Here is a 20,548-nt window from a genome sequence, read left to right as displayed (position 1 = left end):
GAGCTTGCTTCAATATCGACAGGATTTGGCTGTCACTAAATTTTGATTTCTTCATGCAGAATCTCCTTGCACATACATTACGAGAAAATTCTACTTTTGGCATCAACTATTTTGTGGGCGGATTACCTATCAACACGTAAAACAAATACGATTGAGATTCAGTGTGATAAAGTTGTTTCATTGAAGAAGATGGAAGAAGAAACTAAGCCCTCTGATTCAATTAATTGAGAAAGGGATGCGACAATCAATAATTCTCCTCAGTTCTTTTGATTATGTCTTTTGGTTTTAAAACCCCATGACTTAGAAAGAATAAAAAAATCCAGGATTGCTGAGCTAAAATACTGACTATTGACACAGAGAATCATGTAGCATGACACTATAAAGCACTCAAATTATCAGAAAAGAAACCAAAATGACCAATAAAATTCGCGGTAAAGTAAAATGGTTTAATGAAGGCAAGGGCTTTGGCTTTATTGAAAGTAGTGGCAAGGATTATTTTGTCCATTTCAGTGCTATACAAAGTAGCGGTTTTAAAACCCTTCCCGAAGGGGCAACCGTTCTATTTAAAGTAGGCAAAGGACAAAAAGGGCCGCAAGCAGAGGACGTTGAACTCGTTAAATAATTAAATAACCAAATCAAGGAGGAAGGAAGGTGAACAAACGAATTGCTTTAGTAACGGGAGGAACTGGTGGCATTGGAACAGCCATATGTCAAGAAATGCAAAACCTCAATTATCAAGTGATTGCTTGCTACTTCAAACATGGCCATCACGAATTAGCAAGAGAATGGCAGAAAAAACAATCCATGCAAGGATTTGATATCGACATTGCCTATGCGGATATTTCTTCCTTCAATGATTGTGAAAAATTAACGGATTTGGTGATAGAGAAGTACGGCAAAATTGACGTTCTAGTTAATAATGCAGGCATTACTCATGATGCCAGCTTGAAAAAAATGACACCGGAACAATGGCAAGAAGTCATTAATGCTAATTTAAATAGCGTTTTTAATATGACGAAAACCGTATTATCCAACATGCTGGATAATGGTTATGGGCGTATTATCACAATCTCCTCCATTAATGGGCGCAAAGGGCAGTTCGGACAATGTAATTATGCCGCCAGTAAATCGGCGTTATATGGTTTTACCAAAAGCCTGGCGCAAGAAGTCGCAAAGAAAGGAATTACCGTGAACACGGTCTCCCCTGGCTACATTAATACGGAGATGCTTGCCGCGATGAGGGATGATGTTTTAGAAGCCATTGTCGCTCAAATTCCTGTGGGGCGATTAGGCAAACCTCAGGAAATTGCTCGGGTCGTTGCTTTTCTTGCTGATGAACAAAGTGGCTTTATCACGGGTGCTAACTTTGATATCAATGGTGGACAATACATGTAATTACTAAATGACCAAGAATACTTTTAAAGAAAAAATGACTTTTGGTTTATTAGCCCTTAATATTGTAGCCGCTATCCACATAAAGAGTCTGACCAGTGATGGAGGCGGCTTTATCGGATACCAAAAATGAGGCTGTTTCACCAATGTCCTCTATTGTAACCAGTTGATGCAAGGGCGCTTCCTTTGCTGCCTGTTCCATCAGCGTATCAAAATCAGCTAAACCTGAGGCTGCACGAGTGCTTATTGGCCCTGGAGAAATGGCATTGACTCGAATCTTTTTACTGCCAAGTTCCATGGCGAGATAGCGTACTGAGGTTTCCAAAGCCGCTTTAACAGGCCCCATGAGATTGTAATTTTTGACCACTTTTTCGGCACCATAATAACTCATGGTTATGATACTCCCTCCATCGACCATCAGTGGTTCAGCGGCTTTTGCCAATCGGATGAGCGAATGACAAGAAATATCCATCGCCATCATGAAGCCGTCTTTCGAGCAATCGACAACACGACCTTGTAAATCAGTTTTTGGTGCAAAGGCAATCGCATGGATAACAAAATCAAGACGACCCCAGCGGTCTTTTATTTTCTGAAATAGGGCATCAAATTGTTCCTTATCCGTCACGTCCAAAGGCATAACAATAGGAGATGACACTTTTTCAGCCAAAGGCTGTACATAGCCCCTGGTTTTCTCATTTTGATAGGTGATTGCCAATTCGCTGCCCGCTTCATGCAATGCTTTAGTACAACCCCATGCGATGGAGTACTCATTGGCAATTCCAACAATCAATCCTTTTTTATTCTCCATCAGCTTTTACTCCCGTTTGACGCTCAAGAAGTGACATGGCATGAATTGCCATCATGCGCTCTTCGTTAGCTGTAACAACCCGTGTTTCAAAAGGTTTAAGAAATTTCAAATGACGCAAGATAGTGTTTCGCACAAAGGCTGAGTTCTCACCAATACCGCCCGTAAACACGATGGCATCCATCCCACCCAGGGTTACTGCCATCATCCCCATGAATTGGGCAGCTTTAAGGCAGAAATAATCTAATGCAAATTGTGCCCTTGTATCCTCACTGTCTTGCAAGATTTTCACATCATTGCTTAAGCCTGATAAGCCAAGAAGTCCAGATTCATTATAAAGAAGACGCTCAACCTCATCGGTAGATAAGCCTAAATGACGCATCATAAACGTTACAGCGCCGGCATCAAGGTTCCCACAACGAGTTCCCATGGGTAATCCATCCAAGGCAGTCATGCCCATCGTCGTATCAATACTTACTCCATTACGCATCGCACACAAACTTGCTCCATTGCCAAGATGGGCCGCAATAAGCCGTCCCTCAACTAATGAAGGCTCATACCGCCGCAAGGTGTGAACAATCCATTCATACGATAATCCATGAAACCCATAACGACGAACACCTTGTTCCCTTATCTTTTGTGGCAATGCATACTCGGTGAACAAAGCCTTATGATGGGCATGAAACGCTGTATCAAAACAAGCAATTTGAAGTGCCTCTGGTTTCAGGGTACTGATGAATTCAATGGCTTTGAGATTATGGGGTTGGTGTAAAGGAGCCAATGGAGCTAATGCCCATAATTTCTGCATGACGTGTGGATTGACTATCACACTGTTTTTAAAGAGAGTCCCGCCATGGACAATGCGATGAGCAACTGCAGTCACCTGCCATTGTTCACTCAAAACCTCAATCCAGTTCAAAATAAGACGTAAGGCTTCTTCATGCGTACACTCATCAGAAAGGCTTTTTTTATCAACCTCTGTATTGCCGAGATTTGGTATTGCACCGATCGCTGTAAATGAAGGCTTGTTACCAATATCAGATACTTTCCCTTGAACCAACAGTTGTGGGTTTAATTGTCTTGAAAAAAGCTGAAATTTGACACTGGAAGAGCCTGCATTAATCACAAGGATACTGGCTTCTTGTACTTGGGTCATTTGATTCGTCCTTCCTTTCGAGCTGCCGCCAGTTTAACAGCCAGGGAGCAAGAGAAGAGCCTCGTTCTAAGTGAGTCGGCTCGGCTCACCAGAATGAATGGAACACGAGCACCCAAAACAATTCCGGCAGCATCCGCATGGCCTAAAAAAGTCAATTGCTTGGCCAAAATATTCCCGGACTCGATTTCAGGAACCAAAAGAATATCCGGATCGCCTGCCACAGAAGAAATAATCCCTTTTTCTTTGGCTGCCTCCTTGTTAATCGCATTATCAAAAGCCAAGGGACCGTCAAGAATGCCATCATTTATCTGTCCTCGGTCAGCCATTTTGCATAAAATAGAGGCATCGACAGTGGCTTGCATCTTAGGGTTGACGGTTTCGATGGCGGCAAGGATGGCTACTTTGGGCTTCTTGTCCTCGCCAAACAATACTCGCCAAAGATTAATGGCATTTTGGCAAATGTCCGCTTTGTCGGTGGCAGTAGGGGCAATATTAATCGCAGCATCTGTAATGATGAGTGGTTTGTGGTACGAAGGGATATCCATGACGTAGGCGTGACTCACACGATGTTGCGTGCGTAAGCCCGAGGCGGTGGGTACAATAGCCCCCATTAATTCATGAGTGCTTAATGAGCCTTTCATGATGGCATCAATCTCGCCGGAAGCTGCCAATTCGGCAGCCTTGCTTGCTGCGGCATCGCTGTGTTCTGTATCAATCGTTTCCCACTGTGATAAATCAATACTTGCTTCCAAAGCTGCAGTTTTCATCTTGACCAAAGGGCCAATTAAAATGGGAATAATGAGTCCTGCGTTTACCGCATCGTTCACCGCTTCCATGACACTCATACTAACCGGATGCACAATGGCCGTGCGAACAGCGCCCATACAGCGACACGCTTTGATTATCGCCTCGAAGCGATCGTGGTTATGTATTTCTATAGACGGTAAATGAGTTCGTGCAACCCGTACTTTTTTCGTTGGCGCAAGCACGGTTGCTAAGCCCTCGATGACCGTTTCTCCGTGCTGATTCACACCCTTGCAATTAAAAATCACACGGGGCTTATTGGCACCCTTATCCTTGACGATGATGGTGATGGTGAGCGTATCCCCTAAACGCACTGGCTTTTTAAATTGAATGTCCTGTTTAAGATAAATGGTGCCTGGACCAGGTATAATAGTACCAAGAAGTGTTGAAATCAGCGAGCCAGACCACATGCCATGACCCACAATACCATGAAAAATATCGCTTTGGGCAAACACCGGATCCATATGAGCAGGATTCACATCACCCGACATGGCAGCAAATAAATTGATGTCGTCTTGAGTGAGTGTTTTACTTAGACTCGCCTGCCGGCCTACCGTAAGCTCATCAAAAGTCACATTCTCAAGAAACTCCTTGTCCATTTTTCTTCCCTTTTATTTCTGCAGTACATAAGTACCTGGTGCAGCGGGTAGTGAGGCATTTATGACCAACGCAGGAACGCGTTTTTTGGTGGACTGTTGCACTAACCAATCATGCCATTCTTGCCACCAGGAGTCTTCTTGTTTTTCTGCAATCGCGAGCCAACTCTCAGGATTGAGATAAGCATCACCTTTCTTGCTCTCATGAACCCGATAAGAACGCCCCGGATGACCCGGTTCACTCACAATCCCTGCATTATGTCCGCCACCGGTGAGGACGAAGGTAATGTCACCCTCCGTCATCAGGTGGATTTTATAAACAGACTGCCAAGGCGCCACATGGTCTTTTTCAGTACTGACTGCAAAGACGGGCAACTGAATGTTTTCAGCAGCCACCGGCTTTCCTTCCACGGTATAACGGCCTTCTGCAAAATCATTGTTTAAAAACAGTTTTTCAAGGTATTCGCTGTGCATTTTATAAGGCATCCGCGTGGCATCCGCATTCCAAGCGGTTAAGTCAATCATCCCACGCCGCATCCCGTGCATGTAGTCTTGAACCATTTTGGACCAAATTAAATCGTAGGCACGCAACATTTGAAAGGAACCGGCCATTTGTTTGGTATCAAGATACCCTTGTTCTCCCATCATGTTTTTAAGGAAAGCCACTTGGCTTTCAGTAACAAAAAGCATTAATTCCCCGGCTTCAGTAAAATCCCCTTGGGCTGCAAGAAGGGTGAGGCTATTTAAGCGTTCATCCTTATCTCTACTCATCGCGGCCGCCGTAATCATGGCTAGTGTGCCACCTAAACAATAGCCCATCAGATTAATTTTTGTTTGAGGCAGAGTGGCTGATACCGCATCAATCGCAGCCATGGCGCCTTGGCGATAATAATCATCCATTCCTAAATCACGATCCTCTTTGTCGGGGTTACGCCAAGAAATGATGAATACGGTATGGCCTTGCCTTACGAGCCACTTCACCAAGGAATTATGAGGCGATAAATCCAAAATATAATATTTCATAATCCAGGCAGGGAGAACCAGTATGGGCTCTTTATACACGGTTTTAGTCAGAGCTTCGTATTGAATCAATTCGATTAAATGATTTTGAAACACCACTCGTCCTGGGGTAATCGCCACGTCTTTGCCCGGGATAAAATGTTCAGAGCCTGTAGGTGGTGCGCCCGTTAGCTTTTCTAAGGAGTCTTCCATAGCGATTTGGCTGCCTTGAATGAGATTAAGTCCCCCAGTGCGAATGGCTTCATGAAACAAATCAGGGTTAGACCAAACACAATTGGAAGGGGACAGGGCATCAAGATATTGGCGTGCCCAGAATGAAACGGTGCGTTCCACTTGGCTGGGTAGCCCAGGAACTTTGGTTGTGGCACGTCGCCACCAATCCTCTACCTGCAAAAATCCTTCCGCATATAAGCGCCAAGGCATAGGCTGCCAACTGTCTTTTTTGAAACGTACGTCTTTGCCACCAGCAGCACGATCGACACAAATGATATTATTAATGCAATCATTAGCATGAAAGACAGGATAAAAGGCCAGTTCCCATAATACTTCTGGAGATTGTGCCAATTGCCAAAGCCATGTGGAATAGGACGAGCCTAGCGCTGCAGGACTTATCCCCGCAGTCCATTTAGCAAGGTTTGCTTGAAATAACTGACCGAAAAAAGCAAAGGCATTATCAGTAGCGTCTGCATCACTGGGTGCACAACAAGAATCTAAACCTTCTGAAGATTCTTCCTGCTGAGTTAATAGGATTTTCTTGGGACAGCATTGCTTTTCTAGTCCATTCATGGCCTATATCCTTGGCATTATATAAGTAGATAATCAATCAGATACATACAATAATAGCAGAATATTTAACCTACCCATTCAGTTCAGGGGATATCTATTCTTGTATGGGGATGCTAAATAATGACACTTTGAGGAACTTTAGCTATTTCTTTCCTTGCTTGGTAGTAATGATCACTTTCTTGACTATGGACTATAGTCAATGGTTTATTAAGCCATTTAAATACCTTAAAGCAATTTATTGCAATAGCGGATTAATTATTTTAAGCAGATTATTACCACCTATCAAAAACAAGAGGAAGAAGTAGCCGAAAATATGATAGCAGGTGACAAGTGACTTTAGCTCGCAAATCAGGTATGCATCTTAGCCATCACTATGCAAAATGGTGAATTTATTTTACTCAATTGAAAGCGACATTAATTTTATATTTTTACAATTAATACTTTTATTCGTAATCAAAGTAAGTAATAGTCTTATATGGGTATGTTAAAAGCACGCTAAATAAAAGGAATTATAGATATGAAAATTGTTTATTTAATAATTAGCTTTATGATTCTTCTTTTGAATTCGGGCTGTGGAGGATTACGTCAAGTAAATGAAGATGCGAAAAATGTTAACTTGTATTTTTCCTATCCTACAGGAAATTGCCGTTTCTTAGGGATTATTAAAAATCCAAATGTACATGAAGTTATGGATATCCGCTCCTCTTTAAAAGATCTAGAAAAAGATGATAATAATTTTTTAAAAAATGAAGGCGCGAAGTTAGGAGCAAATGTTATCGTTCTTGTAACACATACACCAAGGGAATTTCATAAGAGATATGTAAGGGGATCAAAAAACTTAACAACTATTAATATCCATTCCGTAATAGCTAATGCATATTATTGTCCCTATGTGAAAATTGACCAATTACAACAAAGAAATTTAGAAATTAAGCAAACTCCATTATTTGAAAATGATGACCTGCAGATAAATTATTAAAAAATCCAGGGTCCTATCTGGTAACAGGACTACATTACTGTAGCCCCGTCCCATAAGAACGGAGCATGCGACTTTAGCCGCACTCCGCTCAAGCCTTCGCAAGGCCAACTTTGGTTGACCCAACCATCCAGTCTACTTCATTTGATGATAATAAGGAGGTTGATGCTTTATCCCTTGTTTCTAGCCGCTATAGTTTCAAGTAGCGCTGGCGCTTCTTAAAATATTCTGTATAGGCTGGAACATAGGGTGTTGCCTCTACCCTTATTTTGGTATGTCTTCTAATAGCAACAGAACTCATTAAAAATAAATCCATATAGGTGCTTTTGCTATCTTTATTTGGGTTTCTCGCAGTAAATATCCAATCTCGTGCACCCTGAGAGCGAAAGTACTTCTTTTCCCTCCATGCTGTACTTTTTCTCGGGCGTCTACGATGAACCAATCTCCACAAGGCTTGGTGTATTTGATGATCGATAAATCCAAACGTCTTTTTATCAGAATCGGTTTGGCCTTGTATTCCGGCAAGCCATTTATAAACCAGATATAACGGTCCATGTAACCAAACAATTCCATGCACAGGTATCTGATTTAACTGAGGCAACGAGTAATGTAAGGTTACCCTTCATCGGTAAAATAAATTTTAAACATAAGGCCATCTGTTACAAGGCCATTTTAATCCTTTCCTTATCTCTAGAAAAACTGCTTCATTTTATTTTTCATTGAGATAAATGATTATAATCCCGTTAAAAATAAAAACAGTAATAGCATCCGCCTCATACACATCCTTATTACGGTACCGTGCATCCATTTTTTAATTAAAAATCCCTGCCACACACTCTAATGCAACGTAAAGGAAACACCATGCAAAAAAATCGCTCCTAAGATGAGGAAAATGAATAGGGCGATGACAAATCGCAAATGCCTCTTTTTTCTAAAGAGAAACATGAGGCCAATTAACAGAATAACAAATACACCCAAAACGCCTATAAACCATGCATTGAGTTCCATTATTCATCCCTGAGTAGATTATAAAATCCCTTGTTATCCATTTTGGTGTATATGGCCACCATCACCACCAAAACCACCCTCATAAGCTCCTTCAGGATGAGTCTCGGCAGGGGTTGTTTTATTACAAGACATTAAACCGCATCCTAAAATGAGTAAGCCAATAAAAACAAAAATTGTTTTAAATCCGATAGGGTTCATTTACATCTCCATTTCCACAAATAAAAATCGTTGCATCGGTCATCATAACATACTGAATCCTATGATGTCCTGCTTAACGAAACCCTAAATGAATCTCTCCAGAGGCATGATAGGAAACAACCTCTTACCATTTTAACTGGTGTTTTTATTTTGAAAATTCAACAATCGCAAACCATTCGCAACAACAATGAGACTTGCTCCCATATCGGCAAAAACCGCCATCCAAAGTGTCGCCAACCCAGCCAAAGCCAAGATGAAAAAAACAACCTTGATAGCAATCGATAAACTGATATTTTGACGTAGCACCCGAGCTGTTTTATGACTTAAATCGATAAAAAAAGACAGCATCGCTAAATTATCGTTCATCAGGGCCACATCCGCTGTTTCAAGTGCGGTATCAGTCCCTTTTCCCATCGCGAAACTAATCGTTGCCTTTGCAAGTGCAGGGGCATCATTAATGCCATCACCAACCATACCCACGGTGTGGTAATGAGCCAACAGGGCGTTCATGGCATTCAGCTTCTCTGTAGGCAAGATATTGGCATTGACTTCATCAATTCCCACCTCTTTGGCAATAGCGGCAGCGGTGACGGCATTATCTCCAGTTAACATGGCTGTTTTGATGCCACGTTGATGCAAGGATTGGATGGCTAATTGGCTGGTTGAACGAAGGGTATCCGCTACTGCAAAAATAGCCAACACGGTTGTGTCATTACTTAAAATAACTGTGGTCTTTCCTTCTTGCTCTAACTGAGCAAGTTGTTTTTCGATACCGGAATTACACACCCCATTGTCTTCAGCCAGCTGATGATTCCCAACAAAATACTGCTCATTATTGACGCTCCCCATGACGCCCCGACCAGGAATTGCTTCAAACCGACTCACCGTCAATAACGACCCCGTTGGTTGTTCTTCTCGCCAGTATTCGACCAAAGCGTGGGCAACAGGATGTTCGGAGTGACTGTCTAAACTGGCTGCCAAGAGCAGTAAATCACCTTTGGTTTGCGTGCTTTCATAGGCAATAAAATCCGTGACCACCGGCTTTCCTTCAGTCAGTGTTCCCGTTTTATCCAGCGCAATGAGTTTTAACTGATAGCCGATTTCTAAATAACTTCCGCCCTTGATAAGAAGTCCGTGATGAGCTGCCGCTGCCAAGCCACTTACTACGGTCACAGGCGTTGAAATAACCAACGCACAAGGGCAAGCGATTACAAGCAAGGTGAGTGCCTTATACAGCCAATCATAAAAAGGATACCCCAATGCAATTGGTGGAATCAGAGCAACGGCTACTGCAATGAGCACCATGATTGGCGTGTAATATTTGGCGAACTCATCAACAAATCGCTGGGTTGGTGCCCGCTCTGCTTGTGCTTGTTCTATTGCTTTGCCAATTTTAGCCAACAGGGTATCGCCTGATTCTTTGGTCACCTTCACTTCAAAGGAGCCTCGCTCATTGAGCGTACCGGCAAACACACTGTCTCCTGTTTGTTTGCTCACAGGCATCGACTCACCAGTAATGGGCGCTTGATTAACGCTACTTTGGCCACTCACAATAACGCCGTCCAAGGCAATCCGCTCACCTGGCTTAACCAGGATAATTGCACCTGACTTGATGTTCTCGACCGCTAATTTTTGCCATTTTCCTTCCGTCGTTTTGACGGTTGCTTCATCCGGTGCAATCTGCATCAGGCTTCGAATGGCTAATCGTGCTTTATCCAATGAGTAGCGTTCAATACGCTCAGCCAATGCAAATAACACGGTGACCATCGCCGCTTCCGGCCATTCGCCGATGAGTATGGCACCTGTTATTGCAATCATCATCAAGCTGTTGATATTCAAGGCTTTCGTGCGCAGAGCAAGCCAACCCTTTTTGAAGGTAGGCGGTCCACTTATGGCCATAGCCACTAATGCCAATGCCGCTACCCAAACTGACTTCTCGGTCCCAAATAAATAGGAGAGCACTTCCGAGAAAAGAGCCAACAATCCAGCTACAGCAAGCCACCACCAAGAAAAATCATTGGCCTCTTTTGGGCTATCACTTTTAGTGCTGCTTTTGGTGCGAACACTCATGCCCAATGCTTCAATTTGTCTCTGGAGTGGCTCAATCGTATTTAAACGATGATGAATCGTCACTTCTTCGGCAATGAAGTTAAAATCCATCTTTTCGATTTCCGGAATTGTTTGTAATTGTCGCCTAATTAATTGCTCTTCAGCAGGACAATCAAGCCCTGCAACAAAAAAGGTCGTTAAGGTTAAAGGTGTTGTCATAATGATTTCCCACATTGACTGCAATGACGTATCTAAGCAGTGTTTATTTTCTTAGTGAGGTAATTTATTGATTACATTGCACTCAATACTCTCTCGAGTCGTTCCTTCACTTCAAGAGCAATATGATTTATCTCCGAATTGCTGACTAATTCCAATACTGCTTTAGGATCCATAAATTCAACATATACGTTGCCAAGGTTATCTTGACGTACGACTACATTACAAGGTAGAAGCAAACCTATAGAGGGTTCCTTAGCTAAAGCATGATGAGCAAATTGAGGATTGCATGCACCAAGAATTTGATAAGGAGGCATATCTTGATTTAACTTTTTTTTCAGCGTTGCTGATACATCTATAGTGGTCAGGACTCCAAATCCTTCTTTTTGAAGCCCTTCTGTAACTTTTTTTACTGTATCGTCAAAAGAATATAATACTTTTTTTCCAAATCCATATTTAATATGTTCCATTTTTTAATCCTCGATTTTTTATAAATTACTAAGATAATTCTAATTATTAACTCTAAAACACTCAGATATTACAAACTGTGTATCTCTCAGCATAAATTAGGTTTCCTCGCCTGATTTCTTCATCAATGGCTTTTTACGTCGCTCATGAAACACATAATACAAACCAGGCAATACCAACAAAGTCAGGAAAGTCGAAGAAATAATACCGCCAATCACCACCGTGGCTAAAGGCCGTTGCACTTCAGAGCCTGTACCGGTCGCTAATGCCATTGGTACAAAGCCCAAAGAAGCCACTAAGGCTGTCATTAATACCGGACGAAGACGCGCCAGTGAGCCTTGCAATACCGCGTCTTTTAAATACATTTTTTTTTGCTCGTGTAGTTTATTGATAAAAGTAATCATTACCAAGCCGTTTAGCACCGCAACTCCTGATAAGGCAATAAACCCGACTCCCGCGGAAATGGATAAGGGGATCCCCCGTAACCATAAGGCGAGTACACCGCCTGTTAATGCTAAAGGAATGCCGCTAAACACCAAAAGCGCATCTCTTACTCTACCAAAGCTCATAAACAGCAGTAGGAAAATGCCCAATAAGGTAATAGGCACTACAATTTGTAGTCGTTGAGAGGCCGATTGCAATTGTTCAAATTGCCCACCCCAGGTTATCCAATACCCACTGGGTATTTTGACATTTTGCTCAATGCGTTGTTTGGCCTCATTGACAAACGAACTTAAATCACGATTTCTTACGTTCGCACTGACGACCACGCGACGTTTACCGCTTTCGCGACTGATTTGATTAGGGCTCTCGCTTCTCACCATTTTCGCCACTTCATTCAGAGGAATGAAATGGCGCTCACCGTCTTTAGCAGGAGGCAAAGGAATAAAGATTTGTCGTAATACATTCGGATCGGAGCGCAATGATTCAGGTAGGCGTACAATTAAATCAAAACGTTTATCTCCCTCAAAAAGCTCCCCACCTTTTTTGCCGCCTGTAGCAATCACAATCGCATCTTGCACACTACCTATTTGTAAACCGTAACGGGCGAGCATATCGCGATTAATCGCAATGGTTAAAAGCGGCAAGCCACTGACTTGCTCGACCTTGACATCTGCAGCCCCGGGTACCTTTTTTAATTGCGCACTTATCGATTCAGCTATTTCTAGCAAGGTATCCATGTCATCGCCGAATACCTTCACCGCCACATCGCTTCGCACCCCAGAAATAAGTTCATTAAAACGCATTTGAATCGGCTGGGTAAACTCATAATTATTACCAGGAATTTGTTGTACCGCCTGTTCAATTTCCTGCACTAACTCTTGCTTGGTTTTTTTGGGATTGGGCCACTCTTTTCGAGGTTTTAAGATAATAAAAGTATCTGCCACGTTCGGTGGCATGGGATCGGTGGCTACCTCTGCCGTTCCAAGTTTTGCAAACACGTTTTTGACTTCAGGAAATTGCCGCACCCGTTCTTCCACCAAATCTTGCATGGCCAGGGCTTGAGTCAAACTGGTGCCTGGAATGCGCATCGCATGCATCGCAATATCGCCTTCATCCAGGCTTGGAATAAATTCCCCACCTAAGCGATAAGCAAGGAGCAAACTGATGACCACTAAAACCACTGCCGCACTAATGACCCATCGCCTTGCATGAAAACTACGGCGTAACACTTTAGCATAGACTTTTGACAGGTGATGCACGAGCCAATTTTCTTTTTCCTGGACACGTCCTCGAAGAAAAATTGCAACGGCTGCAGGAATAAACGTCAATGCAAAAAGCATGGAGGCCAACAAGGCGATGATGACGGTTTGAGCCATCGGTAAAAACATTTTTCCTTCCACACCCGTTAACGTTAAAATCGGCAAATAAACCACCGTAATAATGAACACGCCAAAGATGCTGGGCCTTATGACTTCGGTGGTCGCATAGGCAATCACTTTTAAGCGCTCTTCCAGATTTAAAACTCGCTGCAGTGCATGCTGTTGCTCACCTAAATGTTTAATGCAGTTTTCAACGATAATGACCGCACCATCCACAATCAAACCAAAATCAAGTGCTCCTAAACTCATTAAATTGGCACTGATTTGATTACTCACCATGCCGGTGATGGTGAGTAACATGGATAAAGGAATGACCATCGCCGTAATAAGGGCGGCCCTAATATTTCCCAAAAATAAAAATAAAATGACACAAACTAATAAGGCGCCTTCAAGAAGATTGTTCTTCACCGTATTAATCGTGGCATTCACCAGCAAGGTTCGATTATACACCGTGACTGCTTCAACACCTTGAGGCAAGGATTTGTTAATGTCTTTCATTTTGGCGGCCACGCGCTCAGAAACGGTTCGGCTGTTTTCTCCCATCAACATAAACACCGTGCCTAAAACCACTTCTTTACTGTTCTCTGTTGCAGCGCCTGTACGCAACTCTTTACCTAAAGCAACATCTGCCACATCACGGATACGAACCGGTGTGCCTTCAAAACTGGCAATCACAATATTTTCAATGTCCGGAATATTTTTTACTTGACCGGGCACGCGAATTAAGTTTTGCTCCCCATTGGTTTCAATGTAACCTGCGCCCACATTGGCATTATTGCGCGTAAGCGCTTCTACCACATCGTTCAAACTTAAACGATAGCGAACCAGTTTCATGGGATCGGGCGTAATATGAAATTGCTTTTCATAACCACCAATGGTATTGACCTCCGCAACGCCTTCCACATTTCGTAGTTGAGGCTTAATAATCCAATCCTGAATGGTACGAAGTTCAGTGGGATTGTAACGCTGGGACACAGGCACATTAGGTTTATTGGTGACAGTATACATAAAAATCTCACCAAGACCTGTCGATATGGGGCCTAGAGTGGTTTCCGCTTCGGGCGGTAGTTTATCCCTAACCTCTTGCAAACGTTCATTAATTAACTGACGCGCAAAATAAATATTCGTGCCGTCTTTAAAGACCACCGTGACTTGCGATAACCCATAACGCGACAAAGAACGCGTATAATCGAGATTAGGTAGCCCACTCATCGCTAACTCAATAGGAAAAGTAATGCGTTGCTCCACCTCAAAGGGCGAATAGCCTGAAGCTTGAGTATTAATTTGCACTTGCACGTTGGTAATATCAGGAACGGCATCAATGGGCAAACGTTGAAAGTTGTAGACGCCGAGCGCTGCAATCACCAAGGTGAATAAAAGAACAAACCAACGATGTTTTAGAGAAAAGCGAATAATTTTTTCAAGCATCTCAATCCTTAGTGCTCATGGCTCGCGCCTTCCTTGCCTAACTCAGCCTTCATAAAAAAGCTGTTTTTACTGACATAACGCTGGCCAGCATCAAGCCCTGACACCACTTCTGCCCATTGGTCGTCTTTTTCACCTAAAGTAACGGGTGTCGCTTCAAAATAATCCCCTTGCTGGACAAAAACCACCTCTTGTTTATCCATGCGCTGGATGGCCGAAAGAAGGACCGCCACTGGTACTTTTTTTTCTTTAATGGTAATGGCCGCATTCACATACATTCCTGGTAACCAGACTCGTGGTTCGTTAGATAAAACCGCACGTGCTAACGTGGTTTGACTGTCTTCGATGCCTAAAGGTGCAATGTAAGAAATCGTGCTGGTGGACTTTGGTTGTCCTTCATCGCCCGTGACAGTCACTTCCATCCCTTGCTTCACAAGAGGGGACTCTTTGCGATACAAGGTAAAATCGGCCCACACCGTGGCTAAATTGGCCACCTCATAAATGGGTTTGGTGTTTTGAGCCAACTCGCCATTCGTTGCATATTTTTGCACAATAGTCCCAGTCATTGGGGCAGTAATGCTGTAGTTTTGCAAACTCTCATTGCTTTCAATGGTGACTAATACGTCTCCTTTAGTGACTTCATCACCGAGATTTTTAGTCATTGATTTAATGATGCCCGAATAGCGTGCATAAATAGGAGTTAGGGTGTCGCGATTAGGAACAATTTTTCCGACCACCTTTAATTGGGTCTTAATGGTTTGGCTCTGAGCTGTAGCAATTTGAATGTCAGCCGCTTTTAGAATGCCTGATACTATTTTTACGCGACCTTCATAGCTTGAGTAACGCCAATTGTAACGTGTTCCATTAAGCTCTAATTGCACCGTCACATCAAAAGAATGAGGTTCTCGAATCACTTGATTGCTTTGTAAAAAATGCTCAACAGGAATAAAGGTAATCTCTTCTTTTTTGTCATTGAAGCGGAGCAATTGAACCGTTAAATGGGCCTTATCGGGTGAAATCAACTCTCCATTTTGATAAAGATAAGCACGAAAATGAGGAGGCATCCCTCGTTCAAATATTAACAGCTCAAGGGCTATGTTCCCTTCTTTTAGCAAACGTCCCCCATTGGGCCCTTTTTCCATGGTGTCTTGGTGATTGTTTTCCTCAACCGCATGAGTATCTCCACTTGCCCATAATGAAAAGGAACTTAAACCAAATAAAAGAATCAGTAATGGAATCGGGAGAATGAATAACTTTAGAAATTTCATTGACTCTCCTTAACAGGATTTAATCCTAAAAGCCCTACCAGCTGAATTAGTGCTTTATGATAATCCGCATGGGCTTGCTGGTAATGACGCTCTTCTTCATACAAGGTATTGAGTGCTGTGAATAACTCAATATACGTGTAACGCCCCATTTGATAACCCTCTTGCGCGAGTGTTATTGATTTACGTGCTAAAGGTAATAGTGAATCGGTGACTAAACTCGCTTCATAGTGACTTTGCTGGGCTTGTAAAAAGGCATTGTACACATTTTGACGCACATCAAGTCGCGTTCCTTGAAAGTCATGGGACGTTTGCGTGTATTGCGCCTCTGCAGTCAGGATTTTGCCTTGATTTCTATTGTAAACTGGCACTTCCGCAAAAGCGGACATCACGGCAGCATTACTGCCGTCATCAGAAAAATGACGGCCACCGAGTTGTATGTTTAAATCCGGCCAAACGGACTTTTTTACTGCCGTAATCGTCGCACGCTTGGCTTGCAATTGCAGTTGCATTTGCAGGAGCTGCGGGCTTTGAGGTAAGTGTTTTAATAATTTGGGCCAATTAAGTGAAATGCCCGGCAAGCCCTTATCCACCAAGGGTCTATCTATTCTTAGCCCGTCACCTAATGACCGAGCCAGTTTGGCTCGTTGGAACAACGCGTCACGTGCCGCTTTATTTTCCTGAATTCGAGCCTCACCCAACCGTATTTGGGCTAATCGCAAGTCCAATTCAGACCCAGCACCTGCCTTAACCCGTCGTTCAATGGCTGCCACAATGTCTAGATTCAGTCGAATTAGTTTTTTCGTCACGCGATGCCATTGCTCCGCATACAGCGCGTCCACGTAAGCTACCCCAACCGCCACATACAGGGTGGCCTTTTGCACTTTAATCTGGGCAAGAGATGCTAAGTAATCCGCATAAGTTGCTTTTTTTAGATACTGAAGGCGATGCCCCAAAGGAATGGGTTGAGTGGCGGAAAAAGTTGTTTCTGCTGCTTCATAACTACTATAACTACCTGAACCACCAAAATTTTCGGCAGTTAAAGTTAATTGCGGATTGGGATAAAGACCGCTTTGAATAAAAACCCCGCGCATCGCTTGGGCTCTATCGATTTCTGCTTGCAATTCAGGGTTATTTCGGTAAGCAATATCTAATGCTTGCTTAAACGTTAGTGGAGCAGCAGCCATCACTTCATTACAAAGGAAGTGTATTAATAGAATAATGGCTAAACCGATGTAACGCATCCCTCACCTTTTAAAAAATACCATGCCCAGTATCACTTATTTAGTGTATCCTGATTTGCTTTAAGAGAATACCCTCTGTACCCTATAGAATGGCAAAAATTAGCTTAATAATTCACTGGAATCATTGAATTTCTTTTATGCAGTGAATAATTAACAGCTCTATCCAGGTGATGATTCGATGCGGATTCTTTTTTTAGGTGATGTATTTCTCGTGTTGGCCAGTATAGTGGAGGCCAAACCATTGATTATTGGGGTAGACGACACGCCCCCTTTGCTATAAATGCCGATAAAGGCCATTTCTTTGGTTTTGATATAGAGCTTATGATCAAAGTAACATGATTTCAAAAAACCATTAGTGTATCCATGAAGAAAACACGTCTCTCTGGATTCAATAAATTTTGGTTAAATTCACTTTAATGGCGCCCAGGACCGTGCACATGGGGATGGTAACCTCCAAATCGTCCTTTTCTTGGCTCTTTATTTTGGCTTTCTTTGGAGTCGACCGACGCACAAGAAGAGCATAAAGAGATAACGAATAAGAGAATGAAAAAAAGACTTGTTTTTAATGAGCGTATATGGCACATAAATAGATACCTCCTGCCAAAAATATTTAAGTATTTAGGTTAAGTCAACGTTAATTAATAGAGATTTTAATGCTCATCACTATCTTTCTAGTTTCGCTTATTTTTCAATGACATTCCATAGCCATGCCCTATGAATGGTGCACGATAACAGTATTGTTTTTTGTGTGTAATGGACGTTTAATCAATATTTTATTCGTGAGTGATTTTACCAGTATTAGCATCTATCTTTAATTCAACTTTTTATCTTCTTTGCCAAATTACATTCTTCACAGTGTTATCCGCCGTAGCCTCAGCGCATTGATAATAACGGATACAGAAGAAAGCGCCATAGCAAGTGCAGCGATGATTGGACTTAATAGTAAGCCTGTGAATGGATACAAGATTCCTGCAGCCAAAGGTACACCCAAGATGTTATAAATAAAAGCAAAGAAGAGATTCTGGCGTATATTACTCATGGTCCCTTCTGATAAACGACGAGCCTTGACAATACCACGCAAATCCCCATGCAATAATGTAATACCAGCACTCTCAATAGCCACATCAGTCCCTGTTCCCATGGCAATACCAATATCAGCTCGTGCCAGTGCCGGTGCGTCATTCACCCCATCTCCTGCCATTGCAACAGTGAGTCCTTTATCCTTTAATTCACTTATAATACGGCTTTTATCCTCAGGCATGATTTCAGCCACTACCTTTTTTATGCCAAGTGTACCTGCCACAGCTTCTGCTGTTTTTTTACTATCCCCTGTCAGCATGTAAATTTCAATGCCACTTTGTTGAAGTGAGTGGATGGTTTCAGGGGTTGTTGATTTAATTGGATCTTCCACTACCAAAAGGGCTACTGTTTTATCATCGATAGCCATAAACATCACAGAGGCACCTTTGGCACGGAGCGCATCTGCTTTTGTAAAAAGAGAAGTATTATCGTTCCCATGCTCTTGCATTAATTTGATATTACCAATGGCAACACGATGACCATTTACTTTACCCACTACTCCTTTCCCAGTTGGGGCGTCAAAATTTTGGACTGGTTCAAGAGCCAACTGTTTTTCCTTTGCAGCCCTCACGATGGCTTTGGCAAGCGGATGTTCGCTTTGATGTTCAAGTGATGCCGCTAGCGCTAATGCCTCTTCCTCATTTAAGCCTTGATCAGATACAATCTGCGTCAATTTGGGGTGCCCTTCAGTGAGTGTTCCTGTTTTATCTACAACAAGCGTGTTCACCTTTTCCATTCGCTCAAGCGCTTCCGCGTTTTTAATCAATACACCAGTCTGAGCACCTTTCCCTACTCCTACCATGATAGACATCGGAGTTGCCAAGCCCAAGGCACAGGGACAAGCGATGATTAATACAGATACAGCAGCAATTAAGCCATAGCTAAGTGATGGTTGCGGCCCCAACAATGCCCACAAAATAAAAGAAAGCATGGCAATTAAAATCACGGCAGGCACAAACCATCCAGATACAGTATCTGCTAAACGTTGAATAGGGGCGCGGCTTCGTTGAGCATCACTCACCATCTGAACAATACGTGAAAGCATGGTGTCACTACCAACGTGAAGTGCTTTCATAACAAAACTACCCGTCTGGTTAATTGTCGCACCAATAACTTTAGCACCTGCTTCTTTAGTAACCGGAATAGGTTCTCCAGTCACCATAGATTCATCTACAAAACTTCGGCCTTCCTGTACCTCACCATCTACCGGTATCTTTTCACCAGGGCGAACACGCAGCAAATCGCCAACATTAATCTTATCCAGAGATACTTCCTCTTCACTCTCATCTTCTTTTATACGATGCGCACTGTCAGGTGCTAATTTCAATAAAGCACGGATAGCACTGCCTGTCTGCTCTCTTGCTTTTAATTCCAGCACTTGTCCTAATAAGACAAGGGTCGTAATAACAGCTGCGGCTTCAAAATACACAGCGACTACCCCTTCTGGACTTCGAAAAGTCATGGGAAATACCCCGGGCAGAAGTACTGCCACCATACTATAAACCCATGCTACCCCAATACCCATAGCTATTAGAGTAAACATATTCAATTGACGTGTTTTAAGAGTTTGCCAGCCACGTTGAAAAAATGGCCAACCACACCAAAACACAACAGGTGTAGCAAATAGCAGTTGAATCCAGTTTGAAACACTGGCAGATATAAAGTTTTGCAACAAATGTCCGCCCATCTCCAATACCACAACAGGTAAAGTAAGAATTACTGCCATCCAAAATCGACGCCTCATATCGAGGTATTCAGGATTTGTTTCTTCTTCGGCTGTCACTGTTTCCGGCTCTAAGGCCATACCACAAAGAGGGCAAATCCCGGGATTAGTCTGACGTACTTCAGGATGCATGGGGCAAGTATAGATGATTACACCCTCTGTTTTGGAGGAAGCATTGCGTGACTTCTGTACTCTATGTTCCTGATGACAACAAGCGTCCTCTTTTCCAGTATTTGTATGCTTTTGTTGATGATGGTCGTGTTTCATTGATCACCTATTCGTATTAGTAGTTTCACTTAAGCAGAGAACACGTTTCAATGCCCACCGCCATGGCCACCGTGGCCACCAGCACCGTGTCCCCCATAGCCTCCATCAACCTCCTGTGAACTATGCTTTCTCAACCCATCACAGGAGCTCAAAAAGAGTGTTGCCCCAACTAACCCAATAAAAACAATAAATGCCATAGTTATTTTAAAAATTGACATCTGATACTCCTTGAAAATAAATGTTGGTC

At 42.7% G+C, this 20,548-nt stretch carries 16 protein-coding genes; 3 read left to right on the top strand and 13 right to left on the bottom strand.

Going from position 1 to position 20,548, the window contains the following annotated elements:
- Positions 1 to 412 precede the first annotated feature (412 nt).
- Positions 413 to 622: a cold-shock protein gene (locus tag ACWTE2_RS28460; RefSeq protein WP_010652810.1), complete on the top strand. Its 210-nt coding sequence runs from the start codon at positions 413 to 415 to the stop codon at positions 620 to 622.
- A gap of 29 nt (positions 623 to 651) precedes the next feature.
- Positions 652 to 1,395, top strand: coding sequence for an acetoacetyl-CoA reductase (phbB, locus tag ACWTE2_RS28455; protein ID WP_014842623.1), 744 nt, complete (start codon positions 652 to 654; stop codon positions 1,393 to 1,395).
- A gap of 49 nt (positions 1,396 to 1,444) precedes the next feature.
- Here the strand turns inward: phbB and fabI are convergent, their stop codons facing one another.
- Genes fabI through ACWTE2_RS28435 form a run of 4 tightly spaced genes read right to left on the bottom strand, consistent with a single transcriptional unit; the run spans position 1,445 to position 6,559 of the window.
- On the bottom strand, positions 1,445 to 2,200 hold the full coding sequence (gene fabI, locus ACWTE2_RS28450) for an enoyl-ACP reductase FabI (RefSeq protein ID WP_014842622.1): 756 nt from the start codon (positions 2,198 to 2,200) through the stop codon (positions 1,445 to 1,447).
- A complete protein-coding gene (locus ACWTE2_RS28445) occupies positions 2,190 to 3,353 on the bottom strand; it encodes an acetate/propionate family kinase (RefSeq protein WP_014842621.1) in 1,164 nt (387 codons plus the stop codon). The genes fabI and ACWTE2_RS28445 overlap by 11 nt, the downstream gene beginning before the upstream one ends.
- Entirely contained in the window at positions 3,350 to 4,756 is a 1,407-nt protein-coding gene (locus ACWTE2_RS28440; RefSeq protein WP_014842620.1) for a bifunctional enoyl-CoA hydratase/phosphate acetyltransferase, read from the bottom strand. Before ACWTE2_RS28440 ends, ACWTE2_RS28445 begins: the two co-directional genes overlap by 4 nt.
- Positions 4,757 to 4,768: 12 nt before the next feature.
- Positions 4,769 to 6,559, bottom strand: a complete 1,791-nt coding sequence (locus ACWTE2_RS28435) for a PHA/PHB synthase family protein (protein WP_014842619.1) — start codon at positions 6,557 to 6,559, stop codon at positions 4,769 to 4,771.
- 517 nt (positions 6,560 to 7,076) lie between these two features.
- Between ACWTE2_RS28435 and ACWTE2_RS28430 the strand changes: the two genes are divergently transcribed.
- Entirely contained in the window at positions 7,077 to 7,538 is a 462-nt protein-coding gene (locus ACWTE2_RS28430) for a DUF4156 domain-containing protein (protein ID WP_014842618.1), read from the top strand.
- Between the two features lie 187 nt (positions 7,539 to 7,725).
- Here ACWTE2_RS28430 and ACWTE2_RS28425 read toward each other — a convergent pair whose 3' ends face one another.
- The 9 genes from ACWTE2_RS28425 to ACWTE2_RS28385 all read right to left on the bottom strand — a co-directional run bounded on the left by ACWTE2_RS28425 (position 7,726) and on the right by ACWTE2_RS28385 (position 20,519).
- Positions 7,726 to 8,112, bottom strand: coding sequence for a group II intron maturase-specific domain-containing protein (locus ACWTE2_RS28425; protein ID WP_061393961.1), 387 nt, complete (start codon positions 8,110 to 8,112; stop codon positions 7,726 to 7,728).
- A 464-nt stretch (positions 8,113 to 8,576) separates the two neighbouring features.
- The gene (locus ACWTE2_RS28420) at positions 8,577 to 8,741 is read right to left on the bottom strand and encodes a hypothetical protein (RefSeq protein WP_014842616.1); all 165 of its coding nucleotides are present in this window, start codon (positions 8,739 to 8,741) and stop codon (positions 8,577 to 8,579) included.
- A 132-nt stretch (positions 8,742 to 8,873) separates the two neighbouring features.
- Positions 8,874 to 11,009, bottom strand: a complete 2,136-nt coding sequence (locus ACWTE2_RS28415; RefSeq protein ID WP_014842615.1) for a heavy metal translocating P-type ATPase — start codon at positions 11,007 to 11,009, stop codon at positions 8,874 to 8,876.
- A 71-nt stretch (positions 11,010 to 11,080) separates the two neighbouring features.
- A complete protein-coding gene (locus ACWTE2_RS28410) occupies positions 11,081 to 11,476 on the bottom strand; it encodes a DUF302 domain-containing protein (RefSeq protein WP_014842614.1) in 396 nt (131 codons plus the stop codon).
- Positions 11,477 to 11,572: 96 nt separating this feature from the next.
- Positions 11,573 to 14,725, bottom strand: coding sequence for an efflux RND transporter permease subunit (locus tag ACWTE2_RS28405; protein WP_014842613.1), 3,153 nt, complete (start codon positions 14,723 to 14,725; stop codon positions 11,573 to 11,575).
- Positions 14,726 to 14,733: 8 nt separating this feature from the next.
- Positions 14,734 to 15,990, bottom strand: a complete 1,257-nt coding sequence (locus tag ACWTE2_RS28400) for an efflux RND transporter periplasmic adaptor subunit (protein ID WP_014842612.1) — start codon at positions 15,988 to 15,990, stop codon at positions 14,734 to 14,736.
- The gene (locus ACWTE2_RS28395) at positions 15,987 to 17,231 is read right to left on the bottom strand and encodes a TolC family protein (RefSeq protein ID WP_014842611.1); all 1,245 of its coding nucleotides are present in this window, start codon (positions 17,229 to 17,231) and stop codon (positions 15,987 to 15,989) included. The genes ACWTE2_RS28400 and ACWTE2_RS28395 overlap by 4 nt, the downstream gene beginning before the upstream one ends.
- 850 nt (positions 17,232 to 18,081) lie before the next feature.
- Complete coding sequence (gene copA, locus ACWTE2_RS28390) at positions 18,082 to 20,301, bottom strand: copper-transporting P-type ATPase (RefSeq protein WP_014842610.1); 2,220 nt, start codon at positions 20,299 to 20,301, stop codon at positions 18,082 to 18,084.
- Positions 20,302 to 20,348: 47 nt separating this feature from the next.
- Positions 20,349 to 20,519, bottom strand: a complete 171-nt coding sequence (locus tag ACWTE2_RS28385) for a hypothetical protein (protein WP_014842609.1) — start codon at positions 20,517 to 20,519, stop codon at positions 20,349 to 20,351.
- Positions 20,520 to 20,548: the final 29 nt, after the last annotated feature.

The sequence above is a fragment of the Legionella nigrisilvae genome (genome assembly GCF_977063395.2).
The sequence above is the reverse complement of the archived record's forward strand: the minus strand, read 5'-3'. Positions and strand labels throughout refer to the sequence as shown.

Coding starts and splice junctions, on each gene's coding strand:
- ACWTE2_RS28460 (WP_010652810.1), top strand. CDS start 413: ATGACCAATAAAATTCGCGGTAAAGTAAAATGGTTTAATGAAGGCAAG.
- fabI (WP_014842622.1), bottom strand. CDS start 2,200: ATGGAGAATAAAAAAGGATTGATTGTTGGAATTGCCAATGAGTACTCC.
- ACWTE2_RS28445 (WP_014842621.1), bottom strand. CDS start 3,353: ATGACCCAAGTACAAGAAGCCAGTATCCTTGTGATTAATGCAGGCTCT.
- ACWTE2_RS28440 (WP_014842620.1), bottom strand. CDS start 4,756: ATGGACAAGGAGTTTCTTGAGAATGTGACTTTTGATGAGCTTACGGTA.
- ACWTE2_RS28435 (WP_014842619.1), bottom strand. CDS start 6,559: ATGAATGGACTAGAAAAGCAATGCTGTCCCAAGAAAATCCTATTAACT.
- ACWTE2_RS28430 (WP_014842618.1), top strand. CDS start 7,077: ATGAAAATTGTTTATTTAATAATTAGCTTTATGATTCTTCTTTTGAAT.
- ACWTE2_RS28420 (WP_014842616.1), bottom strand. CDS start 8,741: ATGAACCCTATCGGATTTAAAACAATTTTTGTTTTTATTGGCTTACTC.
- ACWTE2_RS28415 (WP_014842615.1), bottom strand. CDS start 11,009: ATGACAACACCTTTAACCTTAACGACCTTTTTTGTTGCAGGGCTTGAT.
- ACWTE2_RS28410 (WP_014842614.1), bottom strand. CDS start 11,476: ATGGAACATATTAAATATGGATTTGGAAAAAAAGTATTATATTCTTTT.
- ACWTE2_RS28405 (WP_014842613.1), bottom strand. CDS start 14,725: ATGCTTGAAAAAATTATTCGCTTTTCTCTAAAACATCGTTGGTTTGTT.
- ACWTE2_RS28400 (WP_014842612.1), bottom strand. CDS start 15,990: ATGAAATTTCTAAAGTTATTCATTCTCCCGATTCCATTACTGATTCTT.
- ACWTE2_RS28395 (WP_014842611.1), bottom strand. CDS start 17,231: ATGCGTTACATCGGTTTAGCCATTATTCTATTAATACACTTCCTTTGT.
- copA (WP_014842610.1), bottom strand. CDS start 20,301: ATGAAACACGACCATCATCAACAAAAGCATACAAATACTGGAAAAGAG.
- ACWTE2_RS28385 (WP_014842609.1), bottom strand. CDS start 20,519: ATGTCAATTTTTAAAATAACTATGGCATTTATTGTTTTTATTGGGTTA.